Here is a 21,254-nt window from a genome sequence, read left to right on the forward strand (position 1 = left end):
TACACCTGGAACGATCTCAGGAAATCAGTAGCCGTTCGCCGGGCGGATCTCGATGCTGAACCCGTTGTCGCTGCGGCGGTCGCGGTAGCCGCGCCGATCGCCCATCACACGGGTATCGAGGATGTCGCCATCGCGGGATACGGTGACCAGAACCGGCGTGCCGCGGCGCCATGCCTGGACAAAATAACGGCCGCGTTCGAAGTTCACATCGCGGACACGGTAGCCGCGGCGCTCCAGCATGCGGGTTACTTCGCGCGGACCGATCTGGTCGCGGAAGCGTTCATCGCGGCGCCATTCTCCACGCCGATCACCATAGAAGCGGCGGTCCTGAACGAGCAGGCCATCCATGTCGCCGCGGTCATCCATGTAGATTGCCCGGTCACCGCGATAGGTGAAGTCGTCGGCCATGGCCGAGGCGGAAATGCCTGTGACCAGCAGGGCGGCGGCGGTCAGTGCCAGAACAGTCTTTTTCATCATCTTGTCCTCGTCTCTTGCCGGTCAAATCCCGGCGTTGGATGTGTTTATAGGAGAGGGCGTGTGAACGTATCCCGAAGGGCGCGTTCATCTGGCGTTCATCGCTGCGGGATGCGTTGGGATGTGTAAAAACCGGAACATCCGGCAGCAAAAGGGGGCTTGAAATGGCTTTGACCGTTTCCCAAATACCTGATGTGACCGCCATAACGGGGTCACTGGTTCAGCGGGACTTGCCGATTGAGGGAGTCTCTTGACGAGCCAGAACACGCAACATTGTCGCTCTAAAGGAGGGCTTACTATGCGTCACGTGGATTTTTCCCCACTTTATCGTTCGACTGTCGGTTTTGACCGGCTTTTCACTATCCTCGACTCGCTGGCTCAGCCAGACGGTGCCCAGTCCTATCCGCCCTACAATATCGAGCGGACAGGCGAGAACACCTACCGCATCACCATGGCCGTTGCCGGCTTCTCGGAAGACGAAATCCAGATCGAAGCCCATCGCAACCAGCTCAAGGTGACCGGCGAAAAGGGTGCTGAAACATCGGATGACAGTGCCGAAACCCTGTATCGCGGCATTGCTTCCCGCGCGTTCGAACGCCGCTTCCACCTTGCCGATTTCGTTGAAGTCAGTGGTGCCAGCCTGAAAAACGGCTTGCTGCACATTGATCTCAAGCGCGAAATTCCCGAGGAAATGAAGCCGCGCAAGATCGCTGTCACTGCCCTGTCGGAAAAGACAGCCAAGCAGATCGAAGCCAAGACTGCCCACTAAGCTCTGAAAGCCGGAGTGAAAGAAGCGGCGCGATTGCGCCGCTTTTTTTATGCGATGAGCGCGCCGAAGCGGCTGATGTCTTCGGAGGTCGTGGCAAAGCTCGTGACAAAACGGGTGATCGTCTCGTCTTCGGCAACATGACCCTTTTCGGCATGGGGCGTGTGCCAGTCATAGAAAACGGCCCCTGCCGCCTGCAGTTTTGCCGATGTCTGCTTTTTCATGATCGCGAACACTTCATTGGCGCGCGGCTGCCAGGCGAGACGCAGATCGTTCGAATTGCTGATCAGCTTTGCCAGTTCCGCCGCCATGGCATTGGCATGCGTTGCCGTTTCCAGCCACAGCCCATCGGCAAAATAAGCCTCGAACTGGGCCGCGATGAAGCGGGATTTTGAAAAATTCTGCGCCGACCGCATGCGGATATAGGGCATCTGCCTTGCCTGTTCGGGGTTCATGAAAACCAGTGCTTCGGCACACCAGCAGCCGTTCTTGGTGCCGCCGAATGACAGGATATCGACGCCCTGCTTCCAGGTCATTTCCGCGGGCGAACAGCCAAGCGAGACAAGCGCATTGGCAAAACGCGCGCCATCCATGTGCAACGGCAGGCCATTTTCCTTGCAGATGGCCGAGATGGCGGCGATCTCGGCCAATTCATACAGTGTGCCGCTTTCGGTCGACTGCGTAATGGAAACGCTCATCGGCTGGCCCGCGTGGACGTGGCCCTTGGGGAAACCGTTCAGAGCGGCTTGCAGATTGTCGATGGCGATGCGGCCTGTCGGCCCGTCGATGGCCTGAACCCGTGCTCCGCTCGCGAAAAATCCCGGCGCGCCGGCCTCATCGGCAATCATGTGCGCTTCGCGGTGGGCAAAGGTGATGCCGCCCGGGCGGGCGATGCTGGCCTGCGCCAGGGAATTGGCCGCTGTTCCGGTCCCGACAAAGAAGACGGCGACGTCGCGCTCGAAAATTGCGCTGAATGTCTGCTGGACGGCGCGGTCGAGATCGCCCGTGCCATAGGCCGCGGCGAAACCGTTGGCATGTCTGGTCAGATTTTCGGCAATTTTCGGATGGGCTCCGGCCCAATTATCGGATGCGAAAAGCATGAAACAACCTCGGATGTGAAACTGACGCCGCCACGCTTACGCTTTTCCCCGCGGGCTGGAAAGCAGAAGATGATGTCTTTCCCGCAAGGGATTTTCGGGGTGCGTGGCGGAACCATCTGCTTTTCCTTGCTTATTTAGGGGAAAACGCCTGCCTCGAAATGAAATGCATGAAACACCCGATGTTTGCGCAATGATATTTCGTCCAATGCTGTTATTTTTTGCTTTTCCATCTTGTTTGTTTGGAATTATTCTGGCATACGAGGATATGACAGCAATGCTGTCCTAATTTGCACGATCCAAGCGCGGGATGGCAAGCAAGGGTGCTTCCGTCCTCAAAATGGTGACCGCAGTTTGCAACCGGAAGATATGCCGCACCAGAAGGGGCAGGAATATATGCTATTCCGTCCCGCGAGGAATTGACCGCCCCAAGGGGCCCATTTGGAGGGATTAACGATGTCGGATTTGACGCCATCTGTAACGACTGAACTTGCTCAGGCCGTACAGAACCGTGCGGTCAAAACCAATAAATCGTCCGGCATTCCCACCCGACAGGGCTTGTACGACCCGCGCAATGAACATGACGCCTGCGGCGTCGGCTTCGTCGCGCATATGAAGGGCGTCAAGTCGCACAAGATCATTGAAGACGGGCTGTTCATGCTCGAAAACCTGACGCATCGCGGTGCCGTCGGCGCCGACCCGCTGATGGGCGATGGCGCAGGCATGCTCGTGCAGATTCCCGATGCGTTTTTCCGCGCGGAATGGGCCGAAAAGGGTGTCGAGCTGCCGCCGGTCAATCATTACGCCGTCGGTTATCTGTTCATGCCGCAGGATGCCGAAGAGCGCGCCCATATCGAAACCGTCATCACGGAAGTGATCGCCTCGGAAGGCCAGACGCTGATCGGCTTCCGCGATGTTCCCGTCGACAATTCGTCCCTGTCCAAGGCGCCGCATATCGCGGCGACGGAACCCTTCCACCGCCAGGTGTTCATCGGGCGCAACCCGAACATCGAATCCAATGAGGATTTCGAAGGCCGGCTGTTTATCCTGCGCAAGGTTATTTCCAACCGCATCTATCAGGAGAACGGCGGCAAGGAGAGCGACTTCTACGTCGTGTCCATGTCGGCGCGCACCATCGTCTACAAGGGCATGTTCCTCGCCTATCAGGTCGGCGCCTATTACAAGGACCTGAAGGACCCGCGTTTCGTCAGCGCGGTGGCGCTGGTGCATCAGCGCTTCTCGACCAACACCTTCCCGTCATGGAAGCTGGCGCATCCCTACCGCATGGTTGCGCACAATGGTGAAATCAACACCCTGCGCGGCAACGTCAACTGGATGGCGGCGCGTCAGGCCTCGGTCGACAGCGAATTCTTCGGCAACGACATCTCGAAGCTCTGGCCGATCTCCTATGAAGGCCAGTCCGATACGGCCTGTTTCGACAATGCGCTGGAATTCCTGTTCCAGGGCGGCTACTCGCTCGCCCATTCGATGATGATGCTCATTCCCGAGGCATGGTCGGGCAACAAGCTGATGTCGGACGACCGCAAGGCGTTCTACGAATATCATGCCGCCCTGATGGAACCATGGGATGGCCCGGCAGCGGTTGCCTTCACCGATGGCCGCCAGATCGGCGCGACGCTCGACCGCAACGGTCTGCGTCCGGCCCGCTATATCGTCACCGACGATGATTTCGTCATCATGGCGTCGGAAGCCGGCGTGCTGCCGGTACCGGAAGAAAAGATCGTCAAGAAGTGGCGGCTTCAGCCCGGCCGCATGCTGCTGATCGACATGGAAAAGGGCGAAATCGTCTCCGACGACACGATCAAGTCCGAGATCGCCAACCGGCATCCCTACAAGACATGGCTGAAGAACACCCAGCTCATTCTTGAAGAGCTGAGCCCGGTCGAGCCGCGCGCGCTGCGCAAGGATGTCAGCCTGCTCGACCGCCAGCAGTCCTTTGGCTATACGCAGGAAGACACCAAGCTGCTGATGTCGCCGATGGCGACGACAGGCCAGGAAGCCATCGGCTCGATGGGTACGGACACGCCGATCTCGGCCATGTCCGACAAGTCGAAGATGCTCTACACCTATTTCAAGCAGAATTTTGCGCAGGTCACCAACCCGCCGATCGATCCGATCCGCGAGGAACTGGTGATGAGCCTTGTTTCGTTCATCGGTCCGCGTCCGAACATTTTCGATCTGGTCGGCACGTCCCGCCGCAAGCGCCTGGAAGTGCGCCAGCCGATCCTGACCAATGGTGATCTGGAAAAGATCCGCTCCATCGGCCACACGGAAGACCGCTTCGATACGAAGACACTGGATATCGCCTATAATGTCGAGGAAGGCGCGGCCGGCATGGCCGGTGCGCTGGAGCGCCTGTGCGAACGCGCCGAGGCGGCCGTGCATGGCGGTTACAACATCATCATCCTGTCGGACCGTCAGGTCGGGCCGGACCGCATTCCGATCCCGGCACTCCTGGCGACGGCCGCCGTCCACCATCACCTCATCCGCAAGGGTCAGCGCACCTCCGTCGGTCTGGTCGTGGAATCGGGCGAGCCGCGCGAAGTGCACCATTTCTGCTGCCTTGCCGGCTATGGAGCGGAAGCGATCAACCCCTATCTTGCCTTCGATACGCTGCTCGACATGCACAAGCGCGGCGAGTTTCCGCCGGAGGTGGACTCCAAGGAAGTCGTATCGCGCTACATCAAGTCCATCGGCAAGGGCATTCTCAAGGTCATGTCCAAGATGGGCATCTCCACCTACCAGTCCTATTGCGGCGCGCAGATTTTCGATGCGGTCGGCCTCAAGTCGGAATTCGTCGACCGCTTCTTCTTTGGTACGGCGACGACCATCGAAGGTGTCGGCCTGGAGGAAGTGGCCGAGGAGACGGTGCGCCGCCACCGCGATGCATTCGGCAATGATCCGGTTCTGCTCAGCACGCTGGATGTCGGCGGTGAATATGCCTACCGCATGCGCGGCGAGGCACATCTCTGGTCGCCGGATGCGGTAGCCAAGCTGCAGCATGCGGTGCGCACGGAGTCGGCCACCACGTTCAAGGAATATTCCGATCTGGTGAACAGCGAGTCCGCCCGGGCGCAGACCATACGCGGCCTGTTCAAGATCAGGATGGCTGGAGATGCCGGGCGCAAGCCCGTCTCCATCGACGATGTCGAACCGGCCAAGGACATCGTCAAGCGGTTCTCGACCGGTGCCATGTCGTTCGGTTCGATCAGCCGCGAGGCGCACACGACCCTTGCCATCGCCATGAACCGGATCGGCGGCAAGTCGAACACGGGCGAAGGCGGCGAGGAGCCGGACCGCTTCTATCCGCTGCCGGACGGCAAGCCGAACCCCGAACGCTCGGCCATCAAGCAGGTCGCATCGGGACGCTTTGGCGTGACGACGGAATATCTCGTCAACTCCGACATGATGCAGATCAAGGTGGCGCAGGGTGCCAAGCCCGGCGAAGGCGGCCAGCTGCCCGGCCACAAGGTCGACGCAACGGTTGCCAAGACCCGCCACTCCACGCCGGGTGTCGGCCTGATTTCGCCGCCGCCGCACCATGATATCTATTCCATCGAGGATCTGGCGCAGCTCATCTACGATCTGAAGAACGTCAACCCGCAAGCCGATGTTTCGGTCAAGCTGGTGTCGGAAGTCGGCGTCGGAACGGTTGCAGCCGGCGTTGCCAAGGCGCGCGCTGACCACATCACCATATCGGGCTATGACGGCGGCACGGGTGCATCGCCGCTCACATCGCTCAAGCATGCCGGTTCCCCGTGGGAAATGGGCCTTGCCGAGACCCAGCAGACGCTGGTGCTCAACGGCCTGCGCTCGCGCATTGCCCTGCAGGTCGATGGCGGTCTGCGCACCGGCCGCGACGTGATCATCGGTGCCCTGCTGGGCGCCGACGAATTCGGCTTCTCCACGGCGCCGCTGATTTCCGCCGGCTGCATCATGATGCGCAAGTGCCATCTCAACACCTGCCCGGTCGGCGTGGCAACGCAGGACCCTGTCCTGCGCAAGCGCTTCAAGGGCACGCCCGAACACGTCATCAACTTCTTCTTCTTCATGGCGGAAGAGGTGCGGCAGTTCCTGGCCGACATGGGTTATACAAGGCTGGAAGAGATCGTCGGCAAGGCCGAACTGCTCGAAAAGCGCGAGATGATCGATCACTGGAAAGCCAAGGGTCTCGATTTCACCCGCATCTTCCACAAGCCGGAAGCGGCGGAGGAAAAGACGCGCTGGACCGAGCGGCAGAACCATCCGATCACCGATATTCTGGATCGCAAGCTGATCGAGCAGGCCATGCCCGCGCTGGAGAACAAGATCCCGGTCAAGATCGAACTGCCGATCAAGAATGTCGATCGGTCGGCAGGGGCGATGCTGTCGGGTGAGGTGGCCAAGCGCTACCGGCACAAGGGCCTGAAGGAAGACACGATCTCGGTCACGTTCACCGGGACGGCCGGCCAGTCCTTTGCGGCATTCCTCGCACGCGGCATCTCGTTCGAGCTGATCGGCGACGGCAATGATTATGTCGGCAAGGGCCTGTGCGGCGGCCGCATCGTCGTCCGTCCGCCGCACGATACGAAAATCGTGCCGGAGAATTCCATCATCGTCGGCAATACCGTGCTGTACGGTGCCATCGAAGGCGAAGCCTATTTCCGCGGCGTCGCGGGCGAACGCTTTGCCGTCCGCAATTCCGGCGCCATCGCGGTGGTTGAAGGCACGGGCGATCATGGCTGCGAATACATGACCGGCGGTGTCGTCGTGGTCATCGGCCAGACGGGACGCAACTTCGCGGCCGGCATGTCCGGCGGCGTGGCTTATGTGCTCGATGAAGCCGGTGATTTCGCCCAGCGCTGCAACATGGCGATGGTCGAGCTGGAGCCGGTGCCGGAAGAGGACGATATTCTCGAAAAACTGCACCATCACGGCGGCGATCTGGCCCATAAGGGCCGCGTCGATGTCTCGGCCAATATGACCAGGCATGATGAGGAACGCCTCGTGCAGCTCATCTCGAACCACATGCATTACACGGGTTCGGGCCGGGCGAAGGAAATTCTCGACAATTGGGAAGCCTTCCGGCCGAAATTCGTGAAAGTCATGCCGGTCGAATACCGCCGGGCGCTCGAAGACATGGAGCGCATGCGGATGGGTGTCGCAGCGGAATAAAATCAACGCACTCCTGCTTCGAGCGTCATCACAATGATGCTCGGCATGGGGTCCAATGCTGCCCAGACCCAACACGGGAACGGGTGGTCCTCCAAGGGTGAGGGGAGCAGTTTTATGGGTAAGGTTACAGGTTTTCTCGAGATCGACCGGCAGGTCGGAAAGTATCAGCCCGCGTCTGACCGCATTCGCCATTTCCGGGAATTCACCATTCCCATGACCGATGGCGAAGTGAAGAAGCAGGCAGCCCGCTGCATGGATTGCGGCATCCCGTTCTGCCACGGGCCGACCGGCTGCCCGATCCACAACCAGATTCCGGATTGGAACGATCTCGTCTACAACGACAATTGGGACGAGGCGATCCGCAACCTGCATTCCACCAACAATTTCCCGGAATTCACCGGCCGCATCTGCCCGGCCCCGTGCGAGGAAGCCTGCACGCTGAATCTCGAAGACGTGCCGGTGTCCATCAAGACGGTGGAACAGGCGATTGCCGACAAGGCCTATGAAAAGGGCTTTATCATCCCGCAGCCCGCTGCGTCGAAGACCGGCAGGAAAGTTGCCGTCATCGGCTCCGGCCCGGCCGGTCTGGCCGCGGCGCAGCAGCTTGCCCGCGTCGGCCATGAAGTGCATGTCTACGAGCGCGAAAGCCGCGCTGGCGGCCTGCTGCGCTATGGCATTCCCGATTTCAAGATGGAAAAGCACTTCATCGACCGCCGCGTGGCGCAGATGGAAGGCGAAGGCGTCACCTTCTTCTACGGCGTCAATGTCGGCATCGACAAGCCGGTGCAGGAACTGCTCGATACCTATGATGCGGTGCTCTATTGCGGCGGCGCCGAAACGCCGCGTCCGGCGGGCATTCCGGGTGCCGATCTCGACGGCGTCCACGATGCCATGAACTATCTCGTGCAGCAGAACCGCCGCGTCGGCCGTGAAAACATCGAATCCGTGGCCTGGCCGAGCGATCCGATTGTGGCGTCAGGCCGCCATGTGGTTGTCGTCGGCGGCGGCGATACCGCCTCTGATTGTGTCGGCACGGCATTCCGCCAGGGCGCGGTGAAGGTCACCCAGCTCGATATCCGCCCGCAGCCGCCGGAAAAGGAAGACAAGCTCAGCGTCTGGCCCTATTGGGCGACGAAGATGCGCACGTCCTCCTCGCAGGCGGAAGGCGCGGACCGCGAGTTCCAGGTGGCAACGCTTGAATTCATCGGTGAAAACGGTGCATTGACCCATGTCAAATGCTGCGAGGTTGATGAGGCGCGCAAGCCGGTTCCCGGCACCGAATTCTACATCAAGGCGGATCTCGCCTTCATCGCCATCGGCTTTTCCGGTCCGTTCGAAACCAGTGTCGTCAGGGAACTTGGCGATGCGCTGGAGATGCGGGCGGATCGCCGCGGCAACCGTTCGATTGCCGCCGATGACAAGGATTACCGCACCAGCGTCGACAAGCTGTTCACGGCCGGTGATATCCGCCGCGGCCAGTCGCTGGTCGTCTGGGCGATCCGTGAAGGACGCCAGGCGGCACAGGCCATCGATGTCGCGCTGATGGGATCGTCGGTTCTGCCGCGATAGTCAGGCCGTTATTTCGGTGCCGCGTCAGACTTTGCCGGCCACGCATAGTCGTTGATGCGGCCCGGCTGGGCGTCCGGCGCCTTGCCTTCGAGAAGCAGCTTGTCCTGCGCCGACTTGTCGGCGGCCGCGGCTTTCGGTGCGGCGCCGAGGAGATCGGTGCCGCCATCCAGTTCCGGGTCACTCAGGCTGATCGGTGCAATGCGGTCGACCTTGACCGGTGCCTGCGGCGTTTCCGGCAGTGCCTGCACGGGCGAGCCCGGCTTGACGGCGGCGATGGCCGGTGATGTGGCGTTGCCCAGCATCTGGCGCAATGGTTTTTCCGCATAGAAAGCCAGTTTGCGCTTGCCTGCGGTGGTCAGGCCGACGCCGTCATTGTTGCGCAGACGGGCGGTCTGGCCGGAGATGTCAAAGCCCGACAGCGTAAAGCTGCCGCCCTGGTCGACAAAGCCTTCCCAGACATCGACGAATTTGCCGTCCGCCTTCTCCGTCGCATTGCGGTAGAGTTCGTTGAACGCCAGGAGATCGGTGCTCATGTTCTTGAACTTGAACGAGGGCTGGCCGACCCACACCACGGGGTGCCCGGTCTTCTTGACCGCTTCAAGGAATGCGTTGATGCGGCCCTGGTATTCCTTTGTCCAGGCTTCGCTCTGCGGCGCGGGGCCGTTGGCGAATTGCTGGCGGTCATTGGCACCGATCATCACGACGACGACAGCCGGTTTTTCCGCGTCGATCAGACCGCCGATGGTGGCGGGCCAGTTGCGGTGGTCGCTGCGCACGAAACCGGATGAGCCGTCGCTCTTGTCGACCACGCGCACGCCGGGCGAATCCATGAAGGCCGCATTGAGGCCTTCGGCAAGACCGCTGGCCATGAAGTCACCGACAACCAGGATGGTTTTGGCATCGGCCAGTTTCGACGGAATGACCGGTTCGTCCGCCGGCGCGGAGGGCTGGCTGGCGGGGGCTGCCGGTTGCGGCCGCGGCCGCTCGGCCCGCTTGGTCGTGCGGTTCTTGGAGGGGCGGACGGGCCGGTTGTTTTCGTCGAAGATCATCCGGTCGGTATTTTCGCGGTAGACTTCGCGGCGCGAGCCGAAGAGCATGTCGAGCAGTGTGCGCTGCTGGGCGGCGGCGATGTCGGTAAAGACAAGGCCGCCGGCCGCACCGAGGGATACGGACACAACGATGCAACGGATGAGGCGAGCCGGCCGTTTCATTGTATCCATCGTATTTCCAAACCTTATCGCTTGCGGATAATGGTCAGCACTTCCTTGCTGGGATGACCATCGGGATCGAGCCCCATTTTCTTCTGGAACGCCTGGATGGCATCCCGTGAGCCGGAGCCGATTTTCCCGTCCACTTCGCCGTCATAATAACCCAATGCGCGCAGATGTGTCTGCAATTCTTCACGCTCCTTCATGGAGATGGGCGTGAATGGGCGATTCCAGTCGCGGCGCAGCGGCGGCGCACCGCCGATCTGATCCGCAAGAAGACCAACGCCAAGCGCATATTTGTCGGCATTGTTGTAGTTCTTCAAAACGGAGAAATTCCGGGTCATCAGGAAGGCGGGCCCCTCGCGCCCGTCGAGCACTTTCAACTGGGCCTTTTCATTGCCGCGCGGGAATGGTTTGCCGTTGGCGCGCACCACGCCGAGGCTCTGCCATTCCGCCATGGTCTTTGAGCCGGCGGGGAATTTGCGCCCGGCCGGAAGGGTCACTTCGTAACCCCAGGTCCGGCCCGATTCCCAGCCGTTCTTGGCCAGGAGATTGGCGGCTGTCGCCAGCGCATCGGGTACGGATGTCCAGATATCGCGCTTGCCGTTGCCGTCCATGTCGACGGCATAGGCGAGATAGCTCGTGGGAATGAACTGTGTATGGCCAAGGGCGCCCGCCCAGGACCCGGTGAGGTGGCTGCGGTCGATGTCTCCGGTCTGCAGGATCTTCATCGCCGCAATCAGCTGGGTGCGGGCATATTTCGCCCGGCGCTGGTCGGCATAGGCGAGGGTTGCGAGCGAACGCACGGCGTCGCGCATGATGTCGGGCCGCTGCATGGCTTCGCCGTAATTGGTCTCCATCGACCAGATCGCCAAAAGGATATTGCGGTCGACACCGAATGATTTTTCGATGGCGGCGAGCCAGCGGCTGTATTTGCGCGCCATTTCCCGCCCGGTGGTGATGGAATGCTCGTTGACGCGGTTATCGATGTAATCCCAGACCGGTGCCGTGAATTCCGGCTGATAGGCGGCTTTCTGCAGCACTTCGGGATCGATATCCTTGACGCCGGCAAAGGCGCGCTGGAACGTCGAGGCGGAAATTCCGCTCTGCAGCGCCGTGGTGCGGAAATTGGCAATCCATGTCTGGAACTTTGCATCGGCGGAGGCACTCGTCGCCGTGACTGCAAAAGCCAGGCTCGCGGTTGCGGCCAAAATCATGATTCGCTTTGCAAAACTCGACGGGCTCTTGAACATGTTGTCTCCTTGAACTGGGTTTCCACCTATTCCGGCAAACAATAAATTATGCACATCAAAGTTAGGAATTGGTTTACCATGCATATTTGACGGGCGGTTCCTGCGGGAACATTACCGGTCGAAAAAAATGTTTATTATGCAGCTCAAACTATTTTCATTCTTTGCAGGGCAAATGTCCATTACCAATGTTAACTGAGTTTTTGTGTGAGATGGGGAATATATTGTGACGACAGCGAAGAGAATCCGCAAAGCCGTTTTTCCAGTCGCAGGTTTTGGCACCCGCGTTCTTCCGGCAACCAAGTCTATCCCGAAGGAAATGCTGACCGTTGTCGACAAGCCGGTCATCCAGTACGTGGTGGACGAAGCCCGCGAAGCCGGTATCGAGCACTTTATTTTCGTGACCGGCCGCAACAAGGCGGTCATCGAAGATTATTTCGACGCCCAGTACGAGCTCTATTCAACCCTGGCCGAGCGCGGCAAGACGGCGCTGCTCGACGAGTTGCAGAGCATCCAGCCGGGACCCGGCACGACCAGTTTCACCCGCCAGCAGGTGCCGATGGGGCTGGGCCACGCCGTGTGGTGTGCCCGCGATATCGTCGGCGATGAGCCTTTCGCGCTGCTTCTGCCCGACATGATCATGCAGCCGGAGAAAAACGGCTGCCTTGCCGACATGGTCGAGCTGTATAATCAGGCGGGTGGCGGCAATATCGTCGCCGTGCAGGAATGCGATCCGGAAGAAGCCCACAAATACGGCATCGTCGGCAAGGGCAAGGATGTCGGCAACGGTTTCGAGCTCACCGAAATGGTCGAGAAGCCGGCCAAGGGCACCGCGCCGTCCAATCTCTACATCAACGGCCGCTATATCCTGCAGCCGGAGATTTTCGACATTCTCGAGCATCAGGAGCGCGGTGCCGGCAATGAAATCCAGCTGACCGACGGCATGCTGAAACTGGCCAAGGAGCAGGATTTCTTCGGCTATCACTTCCAGGGCCGCACCTATGATACGGGCTCGAAGGAAGGCTTTGTCGAAGCCAATGTGGCGTTTGCCCTGTGGCGCAACGATATTCGCAACGGTGTCATCGACAATATCGGCAACATGCTGAAGACCATCCAGCCGCGCAAGGTTTGAGATGCGTTGAGGGGGGATATCACCCCCCTCTGTCCTACCGCTGCAGCGTCAGGCCCATATAGACGCTGCTTTCGCTGGTCTGGCGGGTATCGACCTCGCTGCGTGTGACGCGGTGCCGGGCGCTGACATCCAGCCCGAGGAAGCGGTTGAACCAGTAGGTGGCGCCGACTTCGGCGCCAAAGCCCTTGTCGAGGCCGCTGCCATCCTTGTTGTCGCGCAGCGATGCGCTCAACTCGGCATTGACGCTGAGGTTTGAACGGATCTGGCGCTTTACGCCAAGCCGTCCCTCATAGAAGATCGAACCGCTGTCATTGGGCGTTGTCCCGCCTTCGACACGGGTGAGCAAACCAAGATTGACATCGGTGCCGCGCTGCGGCGACCATTTGATTGCCCCGTCGACGCTCAGACCATCGACATTGGACAGCCGCTCATCGTCGATACTCTGGCGCAGATAGCCCAGCGCCAACTCGCCCGAAAGTTTCTCGCCGAAATCCGCCTCGATACCGCCGCGCAGCGCTGTGCGCATGCCGGAGCGGCGAAAGCCGTTGGAATCTTCCGTTTCATCGTAGATCAGCTTGCCGATCTCCACTTCGGCGAAGGGTTTGATCGCCGGGGACATTTCGAAGCCGCCGCGCAGGGCGATGCTGGCAAAGGTGTTGTTGCGATCCTTCTGGCTGAGCGTTGTCCCGTCGGGGAACTGGGCCTGACCATAGGTTGTCCGGTCGACCTTGCCCTTCACCTGGCCAAAGAACCGGCCGAATTCGTGCCTTATGCCCAATGTGCCATCCAGTTCCTGCACGCCGGGCCGGTTGGATGCGCCGACAACCGCCGTCGGCGCGCTGGCATCCTCCTGCCGGTAGCGGTAGCCGCCTTCGCCGGTCACGGTCGTGCGGTCGCCGAGATCGAGCTTGAACCCGCCGCGCAGCCCGACATTGGGCGCGGAATACTCCTGGCCCGACAGCGTCTTGTCGTAGAGACCGTCGAAATCGAGAAAGGCCGAATGGCGCGACCAGTCCGTCGTCGCCCGCAGGCGCAGCCGTGTTTCCGAGAGAATCGCGCTCTTGCCGGTTGAACTGCCGTCGGCGTTGGTCGTGGCGCGCAGGCCCTGCGAAATGGATGGCCGCAGCGTGACCGTACCGGCCCTGATGCCGAAGGGTGCAAACGGCTCGGGATCCGGCCGCACGGTCCGCCGCTCGATGGCCGGTTCAGACACGCTGTCCCTGCTTTCACGCTGTACGCGCGGATTGCCGTCCGTATCGTCGGCAATGCTGCCGGTAGTGAGCGTGGCCGGTGTCTGTCCGTTGCGCAGCGCGCGCGGGGCAGGCCGCGTCCGCTGCGTTGCTGCCGTCGTGCGATCCGCCGGAAGCGGAACGGTGCCTGGCGTGGCGGTGGGACGCGGATTGAGCGTGCGGCTGTTGTTCACCGGTCCGGACGACAGCGATGTGTCATTCGCCGTCGACGGAGCGCCTGCATCGTCATTGGACAGGGCGCCCGGACTGACGGGTTCATAGGGATCCGACGGAATACCGCCGGCGGTGGCGGGTGATGGCGCCGGCGCAGCGGCAACCACAGGCGCGCGCCGCACCGGAGCGGGCGGCGCATTCTGCTGGGTTTGCAGGACATTCTCGTCCACCGCGCCGCGCAGGGGCACGGCCTGCTGGGCCAGGGCCGTTCCACCGGCAGAAAACGCAACGCTGCTCATCAACCCCGTCCACAGACACAGGTTGATCGCAGAGGTGAAGCTGCCGCGATAGGCCGGTGCTCCGATGCGGGATTGCCGATGATACATAAATAGCATTGCCAATGAGTTCGAACGTTTATGGAGCGTAAACTGTCATGGTTAATGACTGGTTTCCGCTTCGGCCGCCGGACGGGTTTGAAGGGAGCGGCGCAACAAAAAATGGACAGCGGCGCGGCAAAGCGCTAACGGTTCTCGCCATGCAGGCAATAAACGACAGCGAACTGGACAAGACCGCGGCGGTGGATTCCGCCAAGCGGACGATTTCAACCGAAAGAGACGGGCTGAGCGCGCTGCGCGATGCGCTGGATGGCAGCCTTGCGGATGCCTTCGGCAAGGCCATCGAACGCATAGCCGCGGTCCGGGGCAGAATCATCGTCACCGGGGTCGGCAAGAGCGGTCACATCGCCTCCAAGATCGCCGCAACCTTTGCCTCGACCGGGACGCCGGCCTTTTTCGTGCATCCGGCCGAAGCCAATCATGGCGATCTCGGCATGATCGGCAGCGACGATGCCATTCTGGCCCTGTCATGGTCGGGCGAAACGGCGGAGCTGAAGGGGATCGTCAGCTATTCCAGGCGGTTCCGCATTCCGCTTATCGCGGTTACATCAGGGGAAAACTCGGCACTGGCACTGGCTGCCGATGTCGTCCTGCTGCTGCCCAGGGTCACCGAGGCCTGCCCGCACGGGCTGGCGCCAACCACCTCGCCGCTGCTGCAGCTGGCCATGGGCGATGCGATCGCCATTGCCCTCCTGGAAGCGCGGGGCTTCACCGCTGTCGACTTCAAGACATTCCACCCCGGCGGATCGCTCGGCGCAAGCCTGACCCATGTGCGCGAGATCATGCATCGCGGTGACGAGATTCCGCTGGTTCCGCTTGGCACGCTCATTCCCGATGCGATGAAAGTGCTGTCCGGAAAGCGTTTTGGCTGTGTTGCGGTTCACAATGATGACGGCTCGCTGGCCGGGATCATCACGGATGGCGACCTCTCGCGCAACCTTCACCGCAATCTGGTGACGGTGCGGGTCGAGGAAATCATGACCCGCAATCCAAAAACCGTGCCGACGAGCATGCTGGCGAGCGCCGCGCTCGCCCTGCTCAACGAGCACAATATCGGGGCGCTGATCGTGACGGAAGACCGCTTCCCCGTCGGTATCGTGCACTTCCACGACCTGTTGCGGATCGGCGCCGCCTGATTTCAATGTCTGCAGGCTCGTGGTGCGTGGTTCGACAAGCTCACCATGAGGGAAGTGGATTGGTGCAACGCTCACCAGAGACGTTGCGGAACTTGGCTCCCTACAGCCCACTCCATTCCTCATGGTGAGCTTGTCGAACCACGCACCTCACAATTTACTTCCCTGAATCAAGCCGCTTCGACCGTCAGCGTTCCCTGATCGGTGCCGGTGATTCTGACCCGGCTGCCGGCGGGCAGGTCGGGGCCTTTGACACGCCACAGGCTGTCGCCGATGCGGGCGCGCCCGTGTCCGTTCACCGTTGCCTCCTCCAGCACGACGATCTGGCCGATCATCTGTTCGTTGCGCCGGTTGAGCAGCGGCTCATCGGTCGGCACGTCAGCCGCGCCCATCAGCCTGCGGCCGATGAAGACGGTGATGACGGACAGAATGAGGAACAGGATGATCTGCACCTGCCAGCCGAGGGCGAGCATCGGTCCGAGCACGAGGATCGTCAGGAAGCCGACGATGATGGCGGCGATGCCGAACCACAGCAGGAAGATGCCGGGCACCGCCACTTCGAAAATCAGGAGGATGAAGCCCAGCACCACCCAGTTCCATGGGCCGAGTTCATAGAAGAGATGTTCCAGCATCAGTGCAACTCCTCCATCGATGCGTCAGGTCGCCGAGCCGGTCCCGCCGCCCGTGCCGGGAACGGTGCGCCCGCGCCCCGGCTGTGCCGGAGGCGATGTCCGTTCCGTCTGCGCCGCATCGCCGAATACTTCCCTGGCGATTGCACCGATGCCGCCGAGCGTGCCCACCAGTGACGAGACCTCCATCGGCATCAGGATCAGCTTCTGGTTGTTGCTGGTCGCAAACTTGCCAAAAGCCTCGGTGTATTTCTGCGCGACGAAGTAGTTGATGGCCTGCACGCTGCCCGCGTTAATCGCGGCGGATACGAGTTCGGTCGCCTTGGCTTCGGCCTGGGCGAGGCGTTCGCGGCCTTCGGCCTCGCGGTAGGCGGCTTCACGCTTGCCCTCCGCTTCGAGAATCTGCGCCTGCTTCAGGCCTTCGGCGCGCAGGATCTGAGCGGCGCGATTGCCTTCGGCTTCCAGGACCAGCGCGCGCTTGTCGCGTTCCGCCTTCATCTGTCGCGCCATGGAATCGATCAGGTCCTTCGGCGGATTGATGTCCTTGATTTCGACACGGGTCATCTTGATGCCCCAGGAATGGGCAGCCTCATCCACCACCCGCAGCAGGCGGTCGTTGATCGCGTCGCGATTGGACAGGAGCTCGTCGAGATCCATCGAGCCCATGACCGTGCGGATATTGGTCATGGTGAGGTTGAGAATGGCGTTCTTCAACCCGCTGACCTGATAGGCGGCCTGTGGTGCATTCAGGATCTGGTAGAAGGCGATACCGTCGACGGCGATATTGGCGTTGTCCTTGGTGATGACCTCCTGCGTCGGCACGTCAAGCACCTGTTCCATCATGTTCAGCTTGGCGCCGATACGGTCGAAGAACGGAACGATGAGGTTAAGGCCGGGTGCAAGGGTACGGGTATACTTGCCGAAGCGCTCGATGGTGTAATTGTAGCCCTGCGGCACGGTCTTGACGCCCGCAAACAGCACGACCAGAACCAGAAGAACCAGTACTGGAATGGTAAAATCGAAACCGCTGAACGGCATTGTACTCCCCCTTGCCTGACATCAGGACCAATGTCATCTCGCATCATCATCCTCTGTACGGATGATGCCAAGATAGACCAAAGTCTTGATCTCAGAAAGGCTTAAGCCGGGAATTATACAGGCGTTCCGTCCGCTTAGATCCAGCCCTGCAATTCGCGCCGGACCAGCTCTTCGATCACCCGCATGCCTTCATCGGAATCATTCAGGCAGGGGATATGGGTGAAGTTGACGCCGCCATGCTCGCGGAAGGTATTGCCGGCTTCAACAGCAATTTCCTCCAGCGTTTCCAGGCAGTCGGCGACGAAACCCGGATTGAACACGGCAACGGATTTCACGCCGCCCGCGGCGAGTTTTTCCATCGTCTTGTCCGTATAGGGCTGCATCCACTCTTCCGGGCCGAAGCGGGACTGGAAACAGGTGATCAGCTTCTTCTCGTCCCAGCCAAGCCGCTCGCGCAGCAGGCGCGTGGTCTTCCAGCAATGGCAGGGGTAGGGATCGCCGCGCCTGAAATAGCTTTGCGGGATGCCGTGATAGGAGGCAACCACCACCTCCGGCTCGAAATCCAATGTCGCAAAATGCTTCTCGATGGAGACGGCAAGCGCCTCGATATAGACAGCCTCGTCCTGATAGGAGGGGACGGTGCGGGTGGCGGGCATGAAGCGCATCTTGGTGAGCGCCTCGAAGAATTTGTCGTTGACCGTCGCCGTGGTCGTTGCCGAATATTGCGGATAGAGCGGGAACATGACGATGCGCTTGCAGCCCTGCCTGTCGAGCCGTTCCAGCGCCTCTTCGATGGAGGGTTGTCCGTAGCGCATGCCCCAGTCGACGATCACATCGGGATGGGCGGCGAGGCTTGCAGCCAGCTTTTCGCTTTGCGCGCGGGTATAAGTGCGCAGCGGCGATTCATTGCGCTCGCGGTTCCAGATCTTGTCGTAAAGCGCGCCGGATTTTTTCGGGCGGGTGTTGAGCACGATGCCATACAGCACCGGCAGCCAGATGGCACGCGGCCATTCGATCACGCGCTTGTCCGACAGGAATTCCTTGAGGTAGCGGCGCATGGAGGTGACATCCGTGCCGTCAGGCGTGCCCAGATTGACCAGAAGCACGCCGACTTTCGAGGTTTCGATGCGCGGATGGTCGCCGGGCTTGCTTATTGCCACACCAACCTCGCCAGACATCACCATCTCTTTCAACTCCTGCTTTGCGGTTGGAACCTAGTTGTGAGGGCCGGGATTGCAAGGGCGCGAAAAGACGCAGCAAAATGGGGTAAATCGCTCTCCGGCGGGTAAAACCCTGGCTGCTATGAAAGAACCCGGCACAACATTCAAGTTGCACCGGGTCGAAATAACGGTCCTGGGACCGTTTGTCCTAGCTGGAATTAACGCGGCGGGATTGTCATCTCGCTGCCGATGGGCAGTTTCTCGACGATCATCCGCGGATTGGCTGCCGCCAGCTTTTTCCAGTCCGAACCCTTGCCGTAGACCTGCTTGGCAATATTCCAGAAATTGTCACCGCGCTTGATCGTATAAGTCGATGGCGCGGCAGCGGCAGCGGGTGCCGGTGCAGCTGTTTCAGCCGCAGGCTTGGCGGGCGGTGCCGGGTCCGCTGCGGCTGGTGTGGCCGCTGCGGCCAGAACGGTTATGCGCCCGTCCGTATAGGGCTTGTAGGGCGTGTTCTTGGCGAGATAATCCGATACCACGGCTTCAAGGCCGGGGCCGTAATCATAGGCGTTCTGGGCATTGCTGGCGAAAATCTTGTAGCCATCGCCGCCCGCGCGCATGTAGTTGTTGGAGACGACGCCGTAGGTGGCGGCCGTGTCAATCGGTTTCCAGCCGCTGCCGTCGCGCACATCAACGGCGGAAACGCGCTGGCCGACGGGTTTCGACACGTCGAACGCGTATTTGAGGCCGGAAACCTGCGCGAAACGGCCTGCACCCTGATCGATCTGGCTGACGCCGTTTTCCAGCGCGGCCACCACGTCGGCCCCCTTGAGCTGAAAGGTCGACAGCGTGTTCTGGAACGGCAGCACCGTCAGGACTTCGCCCATGGTCACATCCCCGGCATCGATGGATGCGCGCAGGCCGCCGCCATTGATGATGGCGATGGTCATGCCCTGGTCCTTGACCCGGTCGAGCATGGCGTCGGCGACGAGATTGCCCATGGAACATTCGACCACCCGGCAAACCTCGCGGGCCGCTTCGATGACGCCGCTGGATTCGGCCACCTTTTTGGCTTTCAAGGCTTCGATCGGCTTGGCCAGTTCCTTGACCCGCGCGAGATAGGCGGGATCAGGCACCACGGAGGAATCGAGCAGGATCGGCGCGCCCTCGCTCCTGATGACATTGCCGTCATCGTCGAAGGTCACCTTCAGCTCGCCGAGATATTTGGAATAGGATTTCGCCTGGACGATCGGCACATCGCGGCCGGATGGCCCCTTGACGAGGGTCGGGTAGGGTCCAAGCGCCTGCGGATCGGTGTTCGACAGCAGCGTATGGCTGTGCCCGCCGACAATCACGCTGATCCCGGCAACGCTGGCGGCGATCTGCTTGTCCTTGACATAGCCGTCATGGTTGAGCGCGATGATCTTGTTGACGCCCTCGGCCTTCAGCGCCTCGACCTGCTTTTTCAGGGTCTCGATCTCATCGGCGAACTTGACCGTCGGTCCGGGCGTTGAAATATCCGCCGTGTCGGTGGTGATGGCCGACACGATGCCGATCTTCTGGCCGCCGATTTCCTTGACGACATAGGGCTTGTACTTGCCGGCGATGGGCGAGCCGTCAGCGGCAATGGTGTTGGCAGAGATGACAGGGAATTTCACCTTGCCGAGGAATTTTGCCAGCGTGTCGACGCCATCATCGAATTCATGGTTGCCGAGGGCCATGACATCATAGCCGATGCCGTTCATGAATTCGGCGGTGTCGTCGCCTTTATAGGTCGTGTAGAACAGCGAGCCCTGGAATTCGTCGCCCGCATTGAGCACGATGACATTGCCGCCATCCTTGGAGAGGGCCGCGCGGCGCTCGTCGATCTTGGCTTTTACCCGGGCAATGCCGCCAAAGCACTCGTTCTTGCTCTCCTCCTCGGCGGAACAGGTCGAATCATATTTGTTGATCGATTCCTGGCGCGAGTGAAAATCGTTGATGTGCAGAATGTTGAGCGTGTAATCGGCCATGGCCGCACCGGCGGTCATGACGAGAGCCGATGTGCCGAGCAGAATTCTGGCGAGGATTTTTGACATGAACTGTTCCCCTGTTGCGATCGCCTGATGCTGTCACCGGTCGTTGGCATCCGTGTGACAGATGCGCCGATGCTTTCATTCCTTGGCGTGGCATGCAAGGGAAGGGCGGCGGTTTTTGCCGCTCAAGGTAAAGGCAGAACCGGCCGGCGCAGCTGCCCGCGCGGGCCGGCGATGGCGTCAGCCGGTCTGGCCGCCGCGGCGTGTCAGCGAGAACTGCTGGCCGCTGGACGAGGTGCAGTTCAACTGGCCGGGATTGACGAGGGCGCAATTGACCTTGGACTGCGTGCCGCGGGCAAGCGAACGCAGGTTGATCTCGATGAGGCTGGCGGAGGCAAAGCGGTAGCTGCCTTCGGCCAGTTTTTCCTTGGTGTCATTGGCGCGGGTTTCGAAAACGCCGCCGTTGAAATTCGAGAAGGCAACGCCCGATGTATCAAACCATTGGCCCTGCACGGCGTCGGTCGGGCGGGAAGCCTGCACCGCTCCGCTGTCGTGAATGGGGCCGCTGGTCTGGCAAGCAGCAAGTGCCACTGCCATGGTCGCTGCGCTGAAGGCCAGTGAAATACGTTTCATCCGATCAATCTCCTGATGGGTTGCCCTTTTAAATGCCGTGAAAACCAAGCAAAAACAAGACATAAGTTTAATAAGCCGCAGAGTTTCGCCGCGTGTGGCTTCCGCAAAACTGCCCTGTTGTCCATTGGCGGGCGCCCATGTCAGATCGTTGTTCACCCCCCCGTCTCAAAAAATAAC

15 protein-coding genes are annotated in these 21,254 nt (G+C 60.7%); 5 read left to right on the forward strand and 10 right to left on the reverse strand.

From position 1 onward, the window contains the following. Window positions 1-24: 24 nt before the first annotated feature. Window positions 25-474 (reverse strand): antifreeze protein, encoded by a 450-nt coding sequence (locus ACZ25R_RS06975; protein ID WP_472460553.1) that lies wholly within the window; start codon window positions 472-474, stop codon window positions 25-27. Window positions 475-772: 298 nt separating this feature from the next. Between ACZ25R_RS06975 and ACZ25R_RS06980 the strand changes: the two genes are divergently transcribed. After that, the gene (locus ACZ25R_RS06980) at window positions 773-1,243 is read left to right on the forward strand and encodes an Hsp20 family protein (protein ID WP_472460554.1); all 471 of its coding nucleotides are present in this window, start codon (window positions 773-775) and stop codon (window positions 1,241-1,243) included. A gap of 47 nt (window positions 1,244-1,290) precedes the next feature. Here the strand turns inward: ACZ25R_RS06980 and ACZ25R_RS06985 are convergent, their stop codons facing one another. After that, a complete protein-coding gene (locus ACZ25R_RS06985) occupies window positions 1,291-2,340 on the reverse strand; it encodes a threonine aldolase family protein (RefSeq protein WP_472460555.1) in 1,050 nt (349 codons plus the stop codon). Window positions 2,341-2,793: 453 nt separating this feature from the next. On the opposite strand from ACZ25R_RS06985, the gene gltB reads away from it, so the two are divergent. Both gltB and ACZ25R_RS06995 read left to right on the forward strand, forming a co-directional pair. After that, a complete protein-coding gene (gene gltB / locus ACZ25R_RS06990) occupies window positions 2,794-7,512 on the forward strand; it encodes a glutamate synthase large subunit (RefSeq protein WP_472460556.1) in 4,719 nt (1,572 codons plus the stop codon). Between the two features lie 114 nt (window positions 7,513-7,626). Beyond that, window positions 7,627-9,081, forward strand: coding sequence for a glutamate synthase subunit beta (locus tag ACZ25R_RS06995; protein WP_105731870.1), 1,455 nt, complete (start codon window positions 7,627-7,629; stop codon window positions 9,079-9,081). An 8-nt stretch (window positions 9,082-9,089) separates the two neighbouring features. Here the strand turns inward: ACZ25R_RS06995 and ACZ25R_RS07000 are convergent, their stop codons facing one another. Together ACZ25R_RS07000 and ACZ25R_RS07005 are read right to left on the reverse strand one after the other, a co-directional pair. Beyond that, entirely contained in the window at window positions 9,090-10,292 is a 1,203-nt protein-coding gene (locus ACZ25R_RS07000) for an SGNH/GDSL hydrolase family protein (protein ID WP_472462448.1), read from the reverse strand. A 23-nt stretch (window positions 10,293-10,315) separates the two neighbouring features. Then, the gene (locus ACZ25R_RS07005; RefSeq protein WP_223615969.1) at window positions 10,316-11,542 is read right to left on the reverse strand and encodes a lytic murein transglycosylase; all 1,227 of its coding nucleotides are present in this window, start codon (window positions 11,540-11,542) and stop codon (window positions 10,316-10,318) included. Between the two features lie 223 nt (window positions 11,543-11,765). Here ACZ25R_RS07005 and galU point away from each other — a divergent pair, with 223 nt between their 5' ends. Continuing rightward, window positions 11,766-12,671, forward strand: coding sequence for a UTP--glucose-1-phosphate uridylyltransferase GalU (galU, locus tag ACZ25R_RS07010; RefSeq protein WP_223615970.1), 906 nt, complete (start codon window positions 11,766-11,768; stop codon window positions 12,669-12,671). Between the two features lie 34 nt (window positions 12,672-12,705). On the opposite strand, the gene ACZ25R_RS07015 is transcribed toward galU, so the two are convergent. Further along, the gene (locus tag ACZ25R_RS07015; protein ID WP_472460557.1) at window positions 12,706-14,373 is read right to left on the reverse strand and encodes an outer membrane beta-barrel protein; all 1,668 of its coding nucleotides are present in this window, start codon (window positions 14,371-14,373) and stop codon (window positions 12,706-12,708) included. 236 nt (window positions 14,374-14,609) lie between these two features. On the opposite strand from ACZ25R_RS07015, the gene ACZ25R_RS07020 reads away from it, so the two are divergent. Beyond that, entirely contained in the window at window positions 14,610-15,605 is a 996-nt protein-coding gene (locus ACZ25R_RS07020) for a KpsF/GutQ family sugar-phosphate isomerase (RefSeq protein WP_223615980.1), read from the forward strand. A gap of 167 nt (window positions 15,606-15,772) precedes the next feature. Here ACZ25R_RS07020 and ACZ25R_RS07025 read toward each other — a convergent pair whose 3' ends face one another. The 5 genes from ACZ25R_RS07025 to omp10 form a co-directional block, all read right to left on the reverse strand. Then, window positions 15,773-16,234: an NfeD family protein gene (locus tag ACZ25R_RS07025; RefSeq protein ID WP_403184138.1), complete on the reverse strand. Its 462-nt coding sequence runs from the start codon at window positions 16,232-16,234 to the stop codon at window positions 15,773-15,775. 24 nt (window positions 16,235-16,258) lie between these two features. Further along, window positions 16,259-17,269: an SPFH domain-containing protein gene (locus ACZ25R_RS07030; RefSeq protein WP_472460558.1), complete on the reverse strand. Its 1,011-nt coding sequence runs from the start codon at window positions 17,267-17,269 to the stop codon at window positions 16,259-16,261. Between the two features lie 134 nt (window positions 17,270-17,403). Next, window positions 17,404-18,447 (reverse strand): ferrochelatase, encoded by a 1,044-nt coding sequence (gene hemH, locus ACZ25R_RS07035; RefSeq protein ID WP_472460559.1) that lies wholly within the window; start codon window positions 18,445-18,447, stop codon window positions 17,404-17,406. 200 nt (window positions 18,448-18,647) lie between these two features. Beyond that, window positions 18,648-20,507 carry a 5'-nucleotidase C-terminal domain-containing protein gene (locus ACZ25R_RS07040; protein ID WP_472460560.1) on the reverse strand — a complete coding sequence of 620 codons (1,860 nt, stop codon included), beginning with the start codon at window positions 20,505-20,507 and terminating at the stop codon, window positions 18,648-18,650. A 177-nt stretch (window positions 20,508-20,684) separates the two neighbouring features. Beyond that, window positions 20,685-21,077 (reverse strand): outer membrane lipoprotein Omp10, encoded by a 393-nt coding sequence (omp10, locus tag ACZ25R_RS07045; RefSeq protein ID WP_464661455.1) that lies wholly within the window; start codon window positions 21,075-21,077, stop codon window positions 20,685-20,687. Window positions 21,078-21,254: the final 177 nt, after the last annotated feature.

The organism is Phyllobacterium sp. RCAM01083 (genome assembly GCF_055685835.1).